The organism is Rhodanobacter sp. FW510-R10 (genome assembly GCF_058781105.1).
The window spans coordinates 1,417,281-1,433,200 of the sequence record NZ_JBYSWL010000001.1 but is presented as its reverse complement, the minus strand read 5'-3'; the positions used below and the strand labels follow the sequence as shown (position 1 = coordinate 1,433,200).

Genomic DNA, 15,920 nt, shown 5'->3' with positions numbered 1-15,920 from the left:
ATTTGCACATTGCCTGCACAGCCCGATGACGTGCGCGCGCGTACCGTCGCCGAAGCTGAACGAGGGCACGACGAGAGTTGGATCCTGGGGTGTGCCGGCGGCCTGAATACGGTAGGTTCAAAAGCGACAGCACCTTGACGATTCCCACCTCCCGCTTGCGCCGTGCTGTCAGCCACGTGAGCAAACAGCTTGGAGAGCACGATGAATATGAAAATGACACGCATGGCGGTCTTGGCGGCAGGTTTCGCGGCGTTGGGCCTGGCTGGATGCTCACAGTACGTGAAGCAGACCGATTTCCAGCAACTGCAGCAAACGGTGCAGGAGCAGGGCAACACATTGAAGACCCAGCAGAGCGAGATTGATTCGATCAAGCAGCAAATGGCTTCACAATTCTCCAAATATGATGCCGCCATCACCGCCATGCAGGGGCGCGTCAAAGTCGACACCGTGGCACACTTCGCGTTCGACAGTGCCGAACTGAACGAACAGGACAAGCCGGCACTGCAAGACTTTGCGCAGACCATCAGCAAGTACCACCCGAACGTGCTGATTACCGTGGAAGGTTTTACCGACCCTGCGGGTTCGCGCGCCTACAACAAGAAACTTGGCATGGAACGCGCAACTGCCGTACGTGACTTTCTGGTGAGTAGCGGGCTGAATGCCGACCAGGTGCGTGCGGTCAGCTACGGCAAGGACACCAATCGCCAGGTCACCAAGGGCGCCACCCATGGCCAGGGTGCAGACAACCGCCGCGTGGCCTTGACCGTGGATTCCACGGGTGCCTCCAGCGCGAGCAACAGCATGGGCCAGTCGTCCTGAGCAGCTGACAGCCACGCCGGTACCTGCCCCATACCGCAGGTCCATCTGGATATCGACAGCGCAGGCTGCGGCAATGCGACACGAAAAGCCCGGGGCCAACCCGGGTTTTTCGTGTTCGCCCCTTTTGCGCGGCGCTGTCAGCGGCAGCCAGCGCCAACCGGGTTCGCGAAAATGTGCGCAGTGTCACAAAACGGCAACTTTGGCCCATCCACGGCAGCACGGTGACGCGCAGAGCCGGGGCCGGGGAGCCCAAGCGGGAGGGCAACCGGGCAAGACCTGATAGGAGCCGCTAAGAGCCTTCCACGCCAGCTGTGCCCTGAAGCGGATTTTCTTTGGCGCGCAGGTACTCTTGGATCAGCGCATCGTGGAATTCCGCGGTCTGCATCAATTCCCGCGAGAGCACATCCTCCAGTTCGACCGTCGTCAAGCACCGGGCCACTTTCCGCGTCGGCGGCGCCAACTGGCCGGCCTTGGCTAAAGGCCCGGCCGCCAGCGACTCCGCATCGAGTGCCAGCAGGTGGGAAATGTCGTACGCGGTATCGTCCATGAGGCCAAGCTAAGCAACAGGTCTGCCAATTGCTCGCCGGCACAACCGTGCTTTGCGGTATGGATGCCTGCCGGATCGTGCGTCGAGCGCGAGCACTCGATGCGCCGGCGCATGGAATCAGTCGTGTGCTGGCAGCGTGGACGATGGACGTCCGGAAGCGGCCGAGCGTCGGCGCAGCAAGGCATACAACACCGGCATCACCAGCAACACCAGTGGCAACTGCGCCAGCATGCCCGAGATGATCGCGATGGCCAGCGGCTGCTGCATCTGCGAGCCCTGGCCAATCGCCAGCGCCAGCGGCAGCAGGGTCAGGATCGCCGCCAGCGTGGACATCAGGATGGGACGGCTGCGGTGTTCGCCCGCGGCATGCAAGGCAGCGTGCAGATCGTGTTCCTTTTCCGCCTCCTGGAACTCGGAGAAATAAAAGATCGCCAGCTCGGTGACGATGCCCACGATCATCGTCATGCCCATCATCGCCGAGATGTTGAGCTCGATGCCGGTCACCCACAGGCCCACGAACACCGCGGGAATCGCCAGCAGTGGCATCGCCATGATTGTGATGGCGACGCGGAAACTCTCGTACAGGAACAGCAGCAGGGTGAACACCAGCGCGATCGCCGCCACCATCACGAGCATGAGCCCGCGAAACGCCTGCTGCTGCTGCTGATAGGTGCCCCCCAACTGATAGACCACGCCTCTGGGCAACAGTCCCGCCGTGTTCATCGCCTTTTTCACGTCGGCGACGGCCGCACCCAGGCTGCGGCCGCTGAGGCGGCCAGTCACCGAAACCGTGCGCTTGAGGTCAATTCGCGTGATCTCCGGTTGGCCCTGCACCTGCGTGATGCTGGCCACCCGCGACAGCGGCAGGACATGGCCATCGGGCGCGCGGATCAGCAACTGCTGGATCTGCTCGATGCGCTGATGCGCGCGCTCCGGCAGCCGCACGCGCACCCCGACCACCTTGTCGCCTTCGGGCATGCTGGCGGCGACCGTGCCATCGACCGCCCCGGCCACTTGGGCAACGACGCTCACCGGATCAAGCCCCTCGAGTGCAGCCCGCGTGGCATCCACCTTGATCGTCAACGCATCGCCGGCCGGGTTGATGCCATCGAGCACGCTGACCACGCCATCGATCTTGGCGATCCTCGCGGCGACCTTTTTCGCGGTGGCGTTCAAGGTGGCGGCGCCGGCGCCGGAGAGTTGTACATCGATGGGCTGCGGCACCGCGACCAGGTCGCCGATCAAGTCTTCCATCAGTTGCGCCACGTCGACATCCAGGCCCGGCACCTGCCTTTCCACCTGGCTGCGTACCGATTCCATGACCTGTTCGGTCGAGGGACGCGAGCCGTCCTTCAGGCGCACGAAGAAGTCGCCACTGTTCGCCTCGGTCAAGCCACCGCCCAGTTGCAGGCCAGTGCGCCGCGAATAGGTGTCGACGTAGGGATTGGCGCGAATGATGGTTTCAACCTGGCGCAGCAGGCGGTCGGTTTCCTCCAGCGAGGTGCCCGGCGGCGACAGGTAGTCGAGGATGAAACCGCCCTCGTCCATCCTCGGCATGAAGCCAGAACCAACCTGCGTATAAGCCAGGCCGCCGAGCGCAAGCAGCGGGACGATGACCACCAACACCAGCCATGGCCGCTGCAGCCCGCGACCCAGTGCGTCCTGGTAACCGGCCATCAGGCGACGGGTGAAGCGGCCCTGCTCGGGCTCGGCCAGATGCTGCTTGTCCAGGAACCGCTCGGCGAGCAGCGGCACGGCGACCCAGGTGAGCAGGTAAGAGACGATCAACGCGCTCGCCATGGTCAGCGACAGCGCCTTGAAGAACGCGCCGGTGACGCCGGTCAGGAACGCCAACGGCAGGAAGATGATGACGGTCGCGGCACTGGAACCGGTCAGCGGCCGGGTGAATTCCCACGCCGCGCCGGCGACGCGCTCATGGATGACGCCGCTGCCGTCGCCGACGCGGCGCATGATGTGTTCCAGCATGACGATGATGTCGTCGATGATCAAACCGACCGCCGCAGCCATGCCGCCCAGGGTCATCATGTTGAAGCTCATGCCGAGCACGTACAACAGGAGCACGGTGATCGCCAGCACCGCGGGTACCACGATCAGGGCAATCAGGATCACCCGGCTGTTGCGCAGGAACAAAAACAAGATCAGTCCGGCGAGCACGATCCCGACCAGGATCGCATCGCGCACGCTGCCGGCCGCCGCCGTCACCAGTTGGGTCTGGTCGTACCAGTTGGCAATGTGCACGCCCGCGGGCAGCTGCGAGGCGTAGTCGGCGAGCTTTTGCCTCACGTCCCTGGCGATCTGCACGCTGTTGCCGCCGGGCTGTTGGTAGACCTGCAGCAGCACTGCGTTCTGACCGTCGGCGTTGACCCGGATCCACTGCGGCACGTGACTGAGGCTGACGCGCGCCACATCCTTCAGGCGGACGATGCCACCCGGCGCCGCGTGCACCACGATGTCGCCCAGGGCTGCGAGCGTGGCCGGTTGATTGTTCGCGAGCAGCAGGTACAGTTTGTAATGATCCGCCATGCGTCCCATCGCCTGGATCGTCGCCGCGTTGCCCACCGCCTGCGCGACATCGGCCAGGCTGAGATCCAGCGCGCGCAACTTGTGCGGATCGACGTCGACATGGAATTCGGCGATCTCGCCGCCCTGCACATCGACGTGCGCAACGCCGGTGATGGCGCTGAGCAGCGGCCGCAACCGATACTGGGCCAAGTCATGCAGCTCGCTCGGCGAGAGCGTGTGCGAGCGCAGGCTGTAGCCCAGTTCGGGAAATGTGGTGGGGTCCATGCGCCGCGTGCTCAGCTGTGTGCCGGCGGGCAGCTGCGCGAGCACCTGGCCGGCGGCGCCGTTGATTTCCTGCAGCGCCGCATTCATGTCAAAACCCCAGTCGAAGCTCACCTCGACCTGCGCGCTGCCACGACTGGTGATGGACTTCACCGCGCGCACGCCGCGTACCCGGCGCACGGCAACCTCAACCGGCGTCGTCACTTCGATCGCCATCTGGTCGGCGGGCCGGTCGCCCGCATCGATGGTCATCTGCACCCGTGGAAAGGCGACATTGGGAAACAACGCCACCGGCATGAAGAACGCGCTGGCGATGCCGCCGATCGCCAGCATGCAGGCCAGGAAAAGCAGCGAGCGGCGATGTCGCTGCATCCACAGGCTGAAGTTCATTGCGCCGAACCGCCGGCCGGAGTCGGCGTCGCGGCGGCCGGCGACGTCGCCGCGGCCGGCCGCCCGGGGCCGGTCTTCCACGGGCTGGCCGTGACTGCGTCACCGTCGCTGAGCTCGTAGACGCCCAGCACCACGATGGCCGCGCGCGGGTCGATTGGTCCTTGTACGCCAACGGTCGCGCCATCGGGACTGCGCAGCGTCACGTCGACGCGTTTGGCGTGGCCGTCGTGGACCTGGAAGAGATAATCGCCCTGGTTGTCATGCAGCACGGCATCCCGCGGCACGGCCCATGCGCGGAAATCGCTGGCATCGATCTGTGCCGTCACGGCGGCGCCAGCCACCAGCGTAGCGTCGGCAGTGGCCGGCAACTCGACCTGCGCCGGCAGCAGGTGCGTCTGCGGATCGATCGACTGGCCGATCATGCGCAGTGTGCCTGTAACGCTCCCGCCCGACGCGTACACGCCCTTCAACTGCACCGGCAGGCCCGCGTGCAGTTTTCTCCCGTCCTGCGGCTGCACCCCGAGCTGCGCCACCAGCGCTTGCGCCGGGATGAAGTCCAGCAGCGGTGCGTTCACCGCCACGCGCTCGCCCAGGCCCACACGCAACGCCGTCACCACACCAGCGGTCGGTGCCGTGACCACGTGGCTGGCCCCGCTGCCGCCAATCGCTTGCTGGGCATCCAGTGCCGCCTGTGCATCGGCCACGCCCTTGCGTGCCGCGGCGACCTGGGACTGAGTGGCCAGACGCTGCGCCGCGAGCTCTTCGGTGCGCTGCAGGTCGCCGCGCGCCAGAGCCAGCGCAGCCTGTGCCTGCTGATACGCCTGGTGGGTGGCCGGATCGGCACTGACCGTCAGCAGCGGCTGGCCGCGCTCCACGCGCTGCCCTGCACTGGTGGTCACACTCACGATCTGGGCCCCATAGGCGAGGCTCAGCGTGCGCGCGCGATGCGGGTCGCCCATGGCCGTGCCGACGGCATCGATCGTGTCGTGGAAAGTCTGGCGCTGCGGCAACACGGTGGTGACACTCACCGTGTTGCCGTCCTCGGCGGCCGCGGGTGTATCCGCACCGCCGCCACAGGCCGCCAGCAGGCCAAACGCAGCCAGGGCGCCAAGGCATGAGGTCAGGCGGCAGCAGGTCATGGCAACGGTTTGCGGGTCATGGGAACGTCGGTATTGCCCAGCAGCGCCTGCAGCGCAATGACCGTCTTCGCTCGCTGCTGACGAAAGGCGAGCAAATCGAGATCGGCGCTGAGCACGTTGCTGCGGACGGCGAGGTACGTCGGCCAATCCAGCAGTCGTGCGCGCCAGGCGGTTTCGGCTGAGCGGCCAGCGGCGTCGAGTTGGCCCACGTGGGCAATGAGCTGCGCGCGCTGGCGATCCAGCGTGTCCAAGTCGGCCTGCAGGCGCTGCACGTCGCTATGGTCGGTCAGCACCCGCGCGGCGTAGGCATCCTTGAGCTGCACGCGGGTGGCACGCGCGATCGCGATGTTGCCGCGATTGTGGTTGAACAACGGCAGGTTGATGCCGATGCTGAAGCCCTTGGTGTAGATGGCACTGGTGTCACGCGCGGTGTTGAAGCCCAGTGTCAGCGCAGGGAACTGCGCGAGAATGGCGCCACGCAAGGCGGCGTCCTGCGCGGCGTAGCCGGCTTGCAGCGCAAGCAGGTCCGGCCTTCGCGCCGGCAAGTCGGCAAGCGCCTGCTGGATTTGCGCCGGCGTGGGGTGCACCGGGTCGGCGCTGCCCACCAGCTCGATCGGGGCGCTGGCCGCCAGCCCAAGCAGTACGTGCAGATCGCTCGCGGCCTGATGCAATTGAACCTCGATGTCACTGAGGCGCTTGCGCACATCGGTGCCAGCATTGAGTCCCGCGCTGGCCGTGTCGTAGGTGAGGTTGTCCTGCTGCAACGCCATTTGCACAAAGCGATCCACCGGCGCCAACGCGTCAGCCTCCGCCTGCAGTCGACGTTGTTGCGCGCGCAGCGAGACAACCTGGTCGAACAGCTGGCGCGCCTGCGTCACCGTCTGCCATTCCGCCCATAGCAGGTCGAGATTGACCTGTTCGACGTGATTGCGCGCTTCGGCTGTGCGCGAAGAGCGCGTAAGCAGCGCAGTGACATCCTCGCTGATGCCGAGATTGAACGCGGCAGTCAGCCCAGGACCGGAGTGCTGCGGGAAATCCGCGCCCAGACTCAGCTGCGGATCCGGAAGCAGGCCGGCGGCAAACGCCTGCGCCCGCACAACCCCAAGGTCATCCCGTGCCAGCTTGAGCGCCGGGCTGTTCGCCACCGCGAGCATGGCGACCTCGGTCACATCCAGTCCGTCGGCAGGATCGAACCGATGCGGTGCCAGCCCCGGGAGCGCCATGCCCGCGGCCGGTGCGGTCAGCTCGCCAACTGAAGCCACGCCGGCAGCGCCGCTGAGCGGCAGGGGCGAATAGGTGGCGCACGCGCCCAGTGCCGACGTCATTGCCATGGCGAGGACCAGCCGCACGCCACGCGGCGACCTGGCCGTAGAAACGGCCAGACCTGCCAGCTTGCGGAGCATGGCGCGGTAAGTGGAGGGCCGGCACATGCGGGCAACTTAGCCGCGCTTGCTTAGGTCCTGCTTTTGCGTCGACGCTGTATCGGCGGCCTCTGGTGCGCGACACTGGGCCGCCCACAAGACAACGCCGCCCATGAAACTGCTGCTGGTAGAAGATTCCGAGCGTTTACGCCAGACCCTGCAGCACGGCCTGCAAGGCGCCGGTTTCCTCGTCGATGCCGCCGCCGACGGCGTGCTGGCGGGCAACTTCCTGGACGCCTACGAATACGATCTCATGGTGCTCGACCTGATGTTGCCACGGCGCGACGGCCTCGCCGTCCTGCGCCAGTTGCCAGGCGGCGGTCGGCGGCCACGCGTGCTTGTGCTCTCGGCCCGGGATCGCGTCGCCGACCGTATTGGCGCACTGGATGCCGGCGCGGACGATTACCTGGTCAAGCCCTTCGCGTTCGACGAACTGGTGGCACGCCTGCATGCACTGGCACGGCGTCCGCAGGAAGTCCAGGCCGAAGTGCTGCGTCACGGCAACCTGGTCTGGGATCCGCGCGCCCGCAGCGCACTGGTGGACGGCCAGGCCTTGCCGCTTACTCCACGGGAGTTTTCCCTGCTCGGCGTGTTGCTGCGCCATCGCGGCCGCGTGTTCAGCCGCCTCGAGCTGCTCGAGCGCACCGCCGGCAGCGACACCGAAGCCTCGGACCGCAGCGTGGAGGTGCTGGTCTTTGGCCTGCGCCGAAAACTGGATGCGGCCGGCTTGCCGGCGGTGATTGAAAATCGTCGCGGCGCCGGCTACCTGATTGCCTGACATGCGCAGCCTGCCCAGGCCAACTTCCCTGTCGGCGCGGATCACCCTGCTGCTGGTGCTGATCAGCCTGGTGGTCCTGGGCGCTGGATCCAAATGGATGGATTGGCGCATCGACCACGCGATGGAAAGGAGTTTCGAGCAAAACCTGTTGACCCAGGCCTTGACCTTGCGTACGGCCATCCAGATGGAAGCACAGGCTCCGCTGCGCGAGCAGGTGTTGACGCCGAGCCACGCGCTCAACGGCACCGACCCGACCTATTACCAGGTGCAGTGCCCCGGCGCTCCGCCGCTAAGCAGCAACCCGCCCCTGCCGACCCGCCCGCAGGGCTGGTCGGATGACGCACCGCGGACTCCGCGCTTTGAAACCGTACGCCACGAGCATACCCACCTGGTCTTCGTGCAATTTGGTTTTGCCGCCGCGGCGGAGCCAGGTGGCGGTGCCGATTCGCCCGTGGCGACGAATACAAACATCGCCCGCCCCGACGCGCAAGGCATGTGCATGCTGCTGTTTGCCCAGGATCGCCACGCCATGGACGAGCTGCTGGCCACCATCGACTGGATCCTCCTGCTGAGTCCGGCATTGGCCCTGCTCGTTGCCCTGGTGGCCGTGCCGCTCGTCGTGCGCCACGGCTTGCGCCCGATGGGGGCGCTGATCGAGCGCATGTGCGGAATCGGCCCCGTCGCCCCAGGCGAACGCCTGGCACTGACCGGCGTACGTGAGCTCGATCCGCTGGTGGCGCGCTTCAACGACGTGCTGGCGCGCATGGACACCGGCTTGGCCAACGAACGGCAGTTTGCCAGCGGGCTGGCACACGAAACCCGCACCCGCCTGGCCGAACTGCGCGCGCTGGCCGAAGTGGAAACGCGGTATCCGAGTGGTCGCAGCTTGGCGGACGTGCTTGGCGAAGTCGGTAGCATCGGCGCCGAGCTCGAGGCCACGGTGACCGCGCTGCTGCTGCTGACCAGGTTGCAATCGCGCATCGAGGCTCCGGACTGGCAGGATCTCGCACTCGGTCCCTGGCTGGAACACCAGTTGCAACGCCAAAAAGCAGCCGCGACGACGCGGGGCGTGCAACTGCGCGGCGAGTTTACGCAGGCACGCCGCTTGCGCACCGATCCGGCCTTGCTGGAGGTGGTCATCGGCAACCTGCTGGCGAACGCCTGCAGCTACGCGCCACGCGGCGACGTGGTCACGCTGCGCCTGGAGCGTGACGGCGTGCGCATCGACAATGCGGCGCCCGGCCTGGAAGCGGCCGACCTGGACAAACTGGGCCAGCGCTTCTGGCGCAAGCAGCTGCCCCATGCGGCGCACGCCGGCCTCGGCCTGGCCCTGGCCCGCGCCGCGGCGCAAGTGCTCGAGCTCAGCCTGGACTTCCGGCTCGATGGCCAGCAACGGCTGCAGGCCACGCTGAGTTGGCCGCCCAGCATAGGCAGCACAAGTGCGCCGCCATGACCTGCCCGCGGTCGACGCCGGCTCACTGCGTGCTGATGTTGGCCGCCTCGGACTGCTCGCGGCGCTCTAGGCGCTGGGTCAGGCGATCGATGTTCGACAGCGACAGCAGGTGGGCGTAGATCCAGCCAAACACCCCGTTGCGGGCGAATTCCAGGGCGGTCTTCTCGTCCAGCGCGCGCACCTTTTCCTCGTTGACCACGAACAGGCCGTTGAGGTTGATCGAGCGTGGCCCCACGCCATCCTTGCCCGGCTTCTCCAGGTGGACATTGCGTGGCTCCAGCAGGTCGTGCGCGACCAGCTGGCGCATGAACCAGCGCGTGCGCTCGATGTTTTGCTGGAACTCGCCAAGGAACTTCACCGCGTTGGTCAGCAGCTCGCCGTCGCTGCCATCCTCGTTGAACAGGCGATCGCCATCGACCTGGCCAAACCCTTCGTACTTGTCGTCGAGGAACACCGTGAGATCCTCGCTCTGCGGCGTGCCATCGGCGTTCGCGGGCTTCTCTGCCAGCACGAACGGGTAACGCCGCACGAAGGCCGGAATGTACGCGTTCGCTTCCCACTGGCCATCGGCATCGATGAACAGGTTCTCGTTCTGCCGCAGGCCAAGCAGCGCGATCGGGCCGGCCTCTTCGACCGCATTGCCGCCAAACACGATCAACAGGTCGCGCGCGGCAAGCGGGAACTCGGCACCGGTCAGCGGTACCGAATGCGTGTTCATGGCAAACTTCACGTTGCCCGTGCCACGCAGGCGCAGATCCTTGTGCTCGCTGCGATTGAGCGGCACCGGATGTTCGTAGAAAATGACTTCGGCCACGTCTTTACCTCTACCCCGCCAGACCGGGGCCGCCGACGTGGCGCCCCTCCAAAACCCGGCGTCGGGTCTATGTCAGCACGTGACTATATCAGGGGATAAAGGGGACGGGGGATAAAGGGGAGACGGCAAATCAAGCTACAGGAAAGTCCCGGGCTTGCGAGGGCGCCGGGCGGCTTAATTTGCCACGTCCCCTTTATCGGTCGTTAGACTCTGCGCATGACTGTTGCAGAAAACCGCCATCTCGGCCAGGCCGGTGCAGCCTGCCCGGATGCGTTCTACGTGCGCCGCAGTGAACACCGCTTCATCTCCACCCTGCACTCCCAGGGTGCCTGGCAGCCTGGCGAGCAGCACCTGGCGCCGGCTTCCGGGCTCTTGCTGGCCGAGGTGGAACGCCGCTTGCCGAGTGACAAGCTGGTGTCCCGCGTTTCCGTCGACGTGCTCGGCGTCATCGAGTCCGGCGAGTTCACCATCGAGACGCAGGTCATCCGCCCGGGCCGTACCATCGAGCTGGTCGAGGCCTGCATGCGGCACGGCGAGCGCACGAGCGTCCGGGCGCGCATCTGGCGCCTCGTCGGCACGGATACCACGCCGGTGCAAGGCGTCGAATGGTCTGCGCTGCCGTTGCCCGGGACGATGCCTGCCCTGACCATGTCGGCAATCTGGGACGGCGGCTTCGTCGCCTCGCTGGAAGCGCGGCGTTCCGCCGACGCGCGGCCCGGACATGGCCGCAGTTGGATTCGCACGCGCTACCCGCTGGTCGCCGGCGAAAACGATCCACCGGTCGCCGGCTTCCTGAAGTTGGTCGACACCGCCAATGGACTTGCCGTGCGTGAGCCGCCCGGCGAGGTGTTCTTCGCCAACGTCGACCTCACCGTCCACTTCATCCGCCAACCGGAAGCGGGCTGGGTCGGTCTTGACACCCGCGTCAGCTTCGGCCCGAGCGGCCTCGGCGAAACCCTGTCCGTCCTCAGCGACGGGCTCGGGCCGGTCGGCACCGCCGCACAAAGCCTTACTGTGCGTGTTAAATAACAGGACGTGGCCAAGGGGGACGTGGCAAATTAAGCTGCCGTGGTCCCCGCAGGCCCGGAACGTTTTCGCGGCTTAATTTGCCACGTCCCCTTTATTCACTATGCTGCAAAGGTTGGTACGGGTGCCGAGAACCGAAACCCATGTCGATCGATGTCCTTCATCCTGCAAGTTTGAACGCGACCCGGGTGCTGTCCCTGGACGCCGCCGGCCACGTCCTGGACTGGATCAGCTGGCAGGATGCAGTGTGCCTGTACGTGCGCGATGCCGTGGCCTGGACGCTGGGCGATCCGTGCCTGCTGGTACGCGGTGGGTTCAACCGGTTGCATGGCACGCAGAGCCTCCTGCGCCTGCACCCGATCATCGCCAGCACCGGACGCTGCCGCGACCTGGCGATCGATCCGTCGCCGACGCTCAGCAACACCGCGCTGTTTGCCCGCGACCGCCTCATGTGCCTGTACTGCGGCAACCAGTTCGCCCGCAGCGAACTCACCCGCGACCATGTACTGCCAGTGTCCAAGGGCGGCCGCGACGAATGGCAGAACGTGGTCAGCGCCTGCCTGGGCTGCAACCTGCGCAAGAGCAACCGCACCCCGCAGGAAGCGCACATGCCGCTGCTGGCCATACCCTACCGGCCAAGCTGGGTGGAGCACCTGATCCTGTCCAACCGCAACATCCTGGCCGACCAGATGGAGTTTCTGGTCAGCCGCCTGCCCCGCGACCGGCAACGTGCTGCCGCCTGATCCGGCGGCCGGCCACGAAGTTCACATTTCCACGCTTGCCCGGGCCGACGTTGCAACCAACAATACCGCGATGACCGACCCCGTCCTCTACCCCCATCTGGCACTGATCGACAGCCCAGCCGACCTGCGCCGCCTGCCTGACGCCGAATTGCCCGTCGTGGCCGACGAGCTGCGCGCGTACCTGATCGAATCGGTGGCGAGCTCGGGTGGACATTTCGGCGCCGGCCTCGGCGTGGTCGAGCTCACCGTGGCGCTGCACCGCGTGTTCGACACGCCGGCTGATCGCCTGGTGTGGGACGTGGGCCATCAGTGCTACCCGCACAAGATCCTCACCGGCCGCCGCGAGCAGATCACCACGATCAAGAAGAAGGGTGGGCTGGCTCCGTTCCCGCGGCGCGACGAGAGTCCATACGACACCTTTGGCGTCGGCCATTCCTCAACCTCCATTTCCGCGGCCCTGGGCATGGCCATTGCAGCTCAGCGCCGCGGGGACCCACGCAAGGTCGTGGCCGTGATCGGCGATGGCGCCATGACCGCCGGCATCGCGTTCGAGGCGCTGAACCACGGCGGCGACATCGACCCGAACATGCTGGTGGTGTTCAACGACAACGGCATGTCGATCAGCAAGAACGTCGGCGCCTTGGCCAAGATGATGGCGCGGGCCATGGCGAACCGGCACTTGAACGCGCTGCGCGAGCAGGCCAAGCGCGCGATCCCCAAACACTCCTTGTTTGGCCGCCTGTTCAAGCGTTGGGAAGAGCATGCCAAGGGCCTGTTCGTGCCCAGCACCTTGTTCGAGGAGTTGGGTTTCCATTACACCGGGCCAATCGATGGCCACAACCTGCCACAGCTGCTGCAGGCGCTGCGCACGGTGAAGGATCTGCCTGGCCCGCAGCTATTGCACGTCGTCACCACCAAGGGCAAGGGCTACGCGCCGGCCGAACACGCGCAGATCGCCTATCACGCCGTAGGGCCGTTCAATCCGGACGCCGGCGTGGTGAAGAAGCCCGCGGCGCGCGCCCCCACCTACACCGACGTGTTCGGCGACTGGCTGTGCGACATGGCGGCTGCCGACACGCAACTGATGGGTATCACCCCGGCCATGCGCGAAGGCTCCGGACTGGTGCGCTTCTCGCAGGAATATCCGCAGCGCTACTTCGACGTAGGCATCGCCGAACAGCACGCGGTCACGCTGGCCGCGGGCATGGCCTGCGAGGGCGCCAAGCCGGTGGTGGCGATTTACTCGACATTCCTGCAGCGCGCCTATGACCAGGTAATCCACGACGTGGCGCTGCAAAACCTTGACGTCACCTTCGCCATCGACCGCGCCGGCGTGGTCGGTCCGGACGGCCCGACCCATTGCGGCAGCTTCGACCTCTCCTACCTGCGCAGCCTGCCGAACATGCTGGTCATGGCGCCGGCCGACGAGAACGAGTGCCGCATGCTGCTGAGCACCGCGTTCCGCCACCACGGCCCGGCCGCAGTGCGCTATCCGCGCGGCACCGGTCCCGGGGTGGCGGTACACGCCACACTCGACACCCTGCCGATCGGCAAGGCGGAGCTGCGCCGGCGCGGCCATACGCTCGCCATCCTGAGTTTTGGCGCCATGCTGCCAACGGCCGCCGAGATTGCCGCGGAGCTGGATGCGACCCTGGTCAACATGCGCTTCGTCAAGCCGCTGGACGCGACGCTGCTGCAGGCGCTGGCGAAAACCCACGAAGCGTTCGTCACGCTCGAGGACAATGCCGTCGCTGGCGGCGCCGGTTCGGCGGTGGCCGAGTGCCTCGCCGCGCTCGGCATCGCCCTGCCGATATTGCACCTCGGCCTTCCAGACGTCTTCCTCGAGCATGGCACGCGCAACGAGGTGTTGAGCATGGCCGGGTTGGATTTGCCCGGCATACGCCAGGCCATTGCCGAGCGGTTTCCCCAGCTCTCGCACGGCGATGTCGCCGACGTAGGCTGAGGGCCGTAGCCGGCACATCGGCGACTGGCTACGCGGGCTTGCGCCCCAGGGAGACACGGTCACGGCGCTCCAGGTCCTGCACCGTGGCGATCTCGGTGTAGCCGGCCGCGGACAACAGCTCCCACGCTGCCGGCCCCTGCGCCATGCCGTGCTCGAACAGCAGCCAGCCGCCGGGCTTGAGGCAGGCCCCAGCCGTACTGGTGATGGCGCGGATCGCATCCAACCCATCGCTGCCCGAAACCAGCGCGGCCGGCGGCTCGAAGCGCAGGTCGCCACGCTGCAGGTGCGCGTCGCCCGCCTCGATGTAGGGCGGGTTGGCGACGATCAAGTCGAAGCGATCCGCCAACAAGGACGCCAGCCAGTCACTACGAACCAGATCGACGTTGCCCAGCTGGAGCCGGCGCAGGTTGCGCTGCGCCACGGCCAGGGCATCGGCACTCCGGTCGAGCGCGGTGACATGCGCATCGGGCCGCTCGTGCGCCAGCGCGAGTGCGACGGCGCCGCTGCCCGTGCCCAGGTCGGCAACCCGGATGGGATTTCCGGGCTCAGGCAGCCGGCGCAAGGCCAGTTCCACCAGCAGTTCAGTCTCGACGCGCGGGATCAAGGTGGCCGTCGACACCTCCAGTTCCAGCGACCAGAAACCCCAGTGACCGAGCAGGTAGGCCACCGGTTCGCCGGCCTGGCGGCGCTCGATGAGCGCGACAAACGCCGCCTCGGCCTCGGCGTCCAGCACGTCATCGGCATGCGCGAGCAGCCAGCCGCGCCCACGCCCGAGCACATGCCCGAGCAGCAGGTCGGCGTCGTAGCGGTCGATGCCGCGGGCTGCGACTGCCAGCCAGTATTCCCGGATCGTCGTCATTGCCGGCAGTGTAGGCGACCTCGCCTCGCATCACGTCATCGAGCGTCCATGATGCCGCCGTGCCAGGCGACTGCGCAGCCGACCATGCCTGGTGCCTGCACGTGGAGATTGGCCCGGCATTCGCGGTACCTTGGTGTGTCGCCTCGGCAGGGCCGGCAAACCCCGGCAGCGGCCCGAGGCCAGTACGCAAGACGGATGGCAGCCCATGAACCTGCGTGACCTGCATTACCTCGTGGCCCTGGCCGAATACCGGCATTTTGGGCGCGCGGCCAAGGCGTGCTTCGTCAGCCAGCCGACGCTGTCGACCCAAATCCGCAAACTGGAAGACGAGTTAGGCGTGGCCCTGGTCGAACGTACGCCGCGCAAGGTGTTGCTGACCGAGGTCGGGCGCGAGATCGTGGCCCGGGCGCATACCGCGCTCAACGAAGTGGAGCAGATCCGCAGCATCGCCCATCGCTCGCTCGACCCCGAGTCGGGTACGCTGCGACTTGGCATCATTCCCACCCTCGCCCCGTATCTGCTGCCTCACGTGGTGCCAACGATCCACCGGCGCTTTCCCCGCCTGGAATTGCTCCTGGTGGAAGAGAAGACCGAGGAGGTGCTACGTCGCCTGCGGGAAGGCCGGCTCGACGCCTGTGTCGTCGCGTTGCCGGTGCACGACGAGAGCCTGCATGTGGAGTTCCTGTTCGAGGAGCCGTTCGTGCTGGCTGCGCCGCAAGATCATCCGCTGGCCAAGCGCGACTCGCTGCGTCTGAACGACCTGGTCGGACAGAGCCTGCTCTTGCTTGAGGAGGGGCACTGCCTGCGGGACCAGGCGCTGGAGGTATGCCATCTGGCCGGCGCCGGGGAGAAGAACGATTTTCGCGCCACCAGCCTGGAGACCTTGCGGCAGATGGTTGCTGCCGGCGTAGGCATCACCTTGTTGCCGGTCCTGGCCGGCAAGCCGCCGATGGTGCAGACGCCAAACGTGCAGCTCGTCGCCTTTGCCGGCAAGCGCCCGCCGAGCCGGCGCATCGCCATGCTATGGCGCAAGAGTACCGCCGCGCACACTGTGCTGCGCGGCCTGGTAGAGACATTCCGGGACTTGCCAGCAGGCTTGCTGACCCCGTGAAGGAAAACGAGGTGGCATCACGTTCGCTACCGCCTTGTCGCTCCATTCCCGC

At 66.5% G+C, this 15,920-nt stretch carries 13 protein-coding genes; 7 read left to right on the top strand and 6 right to left on the bottom strand.

All coding sequences use genetic code 11. The annotated features are described in order from the left end of the window. Positions 1-201 precede the first annotated feature (201 nt). On the top strand, positions 202-819 hold the full coding sequence (locus tag AC3WJB_RS06020) for an OmpA family protein (RefSeq protein ID WP_492679676.1): 618 nt from the start codon (positions 202-204) through the stop codon (positions 817-819). Positions 820-1,108: 289 nt separating this feature from the next. Here the strand turns inward: AC3WJB_RS06020 and AC3WJB_RS06015 are convergent, their stop codons facing one another. The 4 genes from AC3WJB_RS06015 to AC3WJB_RS06000 all read right to left on the bottom strand — a co-directional run bounded on the left by AC3WJB_RS06015 (position 1,109) and on the right by AC3WJB_RS06000 (position 7,031). Then, positions 1,109-1,366, bottom strand: a complete 258-nt coding sequence (locus AC3WJB_RS06015; protein WP_492679674.1) for a hypothetical protein — start codon at positions 1,364-1,366, stop codon at positions 1,109-1,111. A gap of 117 nt (positions 1,367-1,483) precedes the next feature. After that, positions 1,484-4,561 carry an efflux RND transporter permease subunit gene (locus AC3WJB_RS06010; protein WP_492679672.1) on the bottom strand — a complete coding sequence of 1,026 codons (3,078 nt, stop codon included), beginning with the start codon at positions 4,559-4,561 and terminating at the stop codon, positions 1,484-1,486. After that, entirely contained in the window at positions 4,558-5,700 is a 1,143-nt protein-coding gene (locus AC3WJB_RS06005) for an efflux RND transporter periplasmic adaptor subunit (RefSeq protein ID WP_492679670.1), read from the bottom strand. The genes AC3WJB_RS06010 and AC3WJB_RS06005 overlap by 4 nt, the downstream gene beginning before the upstream one ends. Then, a complete protein-coding gene (locus tag AC3WJB_RS06000; RefSeq protein WP_492679668.1) occupies positions 5,697-7,031 on the bottom strand; it encodes a TolC family protein in 1,335 nt (444 codons plus the stop codon). The genes AC3WJB_RS06005 and AC3WJB_RS06000 overlap by 4 nt, the downstream gene beginning before the upstream one ends. Positions 7,032-7,233: 202 nt before the next feature. Between AC3WJB_RS06000 and AC3WJB_RS05995 the strand changes: the two genes are divergently transcribed. Together AC3WJB_RS05995 and AC3WJB_RS05990 are read left to right on the top strand one after the other, a co-directional pair. Then, positions 7,234-7,899, top strand: coding sequence for a response regulator transcription factor (locus tag AC3WJB_RS05995; protein WP_492679666.1), 666 nt, complete (start codon positions 7,234-7,236; stop codon positions 7,897-7,899). Between the two features lies 1 nt (position 7,900). Next, positions 7,901-9,352 (top strand): sensor histidine kinase, encoded by a 1,452-nt coding sequence (locus AC3WJB_RS05990; RefSeq protein ID WP_492679664.1) that lies wholly within the window; start codon positions 7,901-7,903, stop codon positions 9,350-9,352. Between the two features lie 22 nt (positions 9,353-9,374). Here the strand turns inward: AC3WJB_RS05990 and AC3WJB_RS05985 are convergent, their stop codons facing one another. Further along, positions 9,375-10,166, bottom strand: a complete 792-nt coding sequence (locus AC3WJB_RS05985; RefSeq protein WP_492679662.1) for a SapC family protein — start codon at positions 10,164-10,166, stop codon at positions 9,375-9,377. A gap of 216 nt (positions 10,167-10,382) precedes the next feature. Here AC3WJB_RS05985 and AC3WJB_RS05980 point away from each other — a divergent pair, with 216 nt between their 5' ends. From AC3WJB_RS05980 to dxs, 3 genes are all read left to right on the top strand, one after another. Further along, complete coding sequence (locus tag AC3WJB_RS05980; protein WP_492679660.1) at positions 10,383-11,195, top strand: thioesterase family protein; 813 nt, start codon at positions 10,383-10,385, stop codon at positions 11,193-11,195. Positions 11,196-11,335: 140 nt separating this feature from the next. Continuing rightward, the gene (locus tag AC3WJB_RS05975) at positions 11,336-11,935 is read left to right on the top strand and encodes an HNH endonuclease (RefSeq protein WP_492679658.1); all 600 of its coding nucleotides are present in this window, start codon (positions 11,336-11,338) and stop codon (positions 11,933-11,935) included. Between the two features lie 70 nt (positions 11,936-12,005). Beyond that, positions 12,006-13,898, top strand: coding sequence for a 1-deoxy-D-xylulose-5-phosphate synthase (dxs, locus tag AC3WJB_RS05970; RefSeq protein ID WP_492679656.1), 1,893 nt, complete (start codon positions 12,006-12,008; stop codon positions 13,896-13,898). A 28-nt stretch (positions 13,899-13,926) separates the two neighbouring features. On the opposite strand, the gene prmC is transcribed toward dxs, so the two are convergent. Then, positions 13,927-14,757, bottom strand: a complete 831-nt coding sequence (gene prmC / locus AC3WJB_RS05965) for a peptide chain release factor N(5)-glutamine methyltransferase (protein WP_492679654.1) — start codon at positions 14,755-14,757, stop codon at positions 13,927-13,929. 205 nt (positions 14,758-14,962) lie between these two features. On the opposite strand from prmC, the gene AC3WJB_RS05960 reads away from it, so the two are divergent. Then, the gene (locus tag AC3WJB_RS05960) at positions 14,963-15,868 is read left to right on the top strand and encodes a LysR substrate-binding domain-containing protein (protein ID WP_492679652.1); all 906 of its coding nucleotides are present in this window, start codon (positions 14,963-14,965) and stop codon (positions 15,866-15,868) included. Positions 15,869-15,920: the final 52 nt, after the last annotated feature.

What these genes read in the sequence shown, in the direction of transcription:
- AC3WJB_RS06020 (WP_492679676.1), top strand. Translation starts at nt 202, where the DNA reads ATGAATATGAAAATGACACGCATGGCGGTCTTGGCGGCAGGTTTCGCG.
- AC3WJB_RS06015 (WP_492679674.1), bottom strand. Translation starts at nt 1,366, where the DNA reads ATGGACGATACCGCGTACGACATTTCCCACCTGCTGGCACTCGATGCG.
- AC3WJB_RS06010 (WP_492679672.1), bottom strand. Translation starts at nt 4,561, where the DNA reads ATGAACTTCAGCCTGTGGATGCAGCGACATCGCCGCTCGCTGCTTTTC.
- AC3WJB_RS06005 (WP_492679670.1), bottom strand. Translation starts at nt 5,700, where the DNA reads ATGACCTGCTGCCGCCTGACCTCATGCCTTGGCGCCCTGGCTGCGTTT.
- AC3WJB_RS06000 (WP_492679668.1), bottom strand. Translation starts at nt 7,031, where the DNA reads ATGGCAATGACGTCGGCACTGGGCGCGTGCGCCACCTATTCGCCCCTG.
- AC3WJB_RS05995 (WP_492679666.1), top strand. Translation starts at nt 7,234, where the DNA reads ATGAAACTGCTGCTGGTAGAAGATTCCGAGCGTTTACGCCAGACCCTG.
- AC3WJB_RS05990 (WP_492679664.1), top strand. Translation starts at nt 7,901, where the DNA reads ATGCGCAGCCTGCCCAGGCCAACTTCCCTGTCGGCGCGGATCACCCTG.
- AC3WJB_RS05980 (WP_492679660.1), top strand. Translation starts at nt 10,383, where the DNA reads ATGACTGTTGCAGAAAACCGCCATCTCGGCCAGGCCGGTGCAGCCTGC.
- AC3WJB_RS05975 (WP_492679658.1), top strand. Translation starts at nt 11,336, where the DNA reads ATGTCGATCGATGTCCTTCATCCTGCAAGTTTGAACGCGACCCGGGTG.
- dxs (WP_492679656.1), top strand. Translation starts at nt 12,006, where the DNA reads ATGACCGACCCCGTCCTCTACCCCCATCTGGCACTGATCGACAGCCCA.
- prmC (WP_492679654.1), bottom strand. Translation starts at nt 14,757, where the DNA reads ATGACGACGATCCGGGAATACTGGCTGGCAGTCGCAGCCCGCGGCATC.
- AC3WJB_RS05960 (WP_492679652.1), top strand. Translation starts at nt 14,963, where the DNA reads ATGAACCTGCGTGACCTGCATTACCTCGTGGCCCTGGCCGAATACCGG.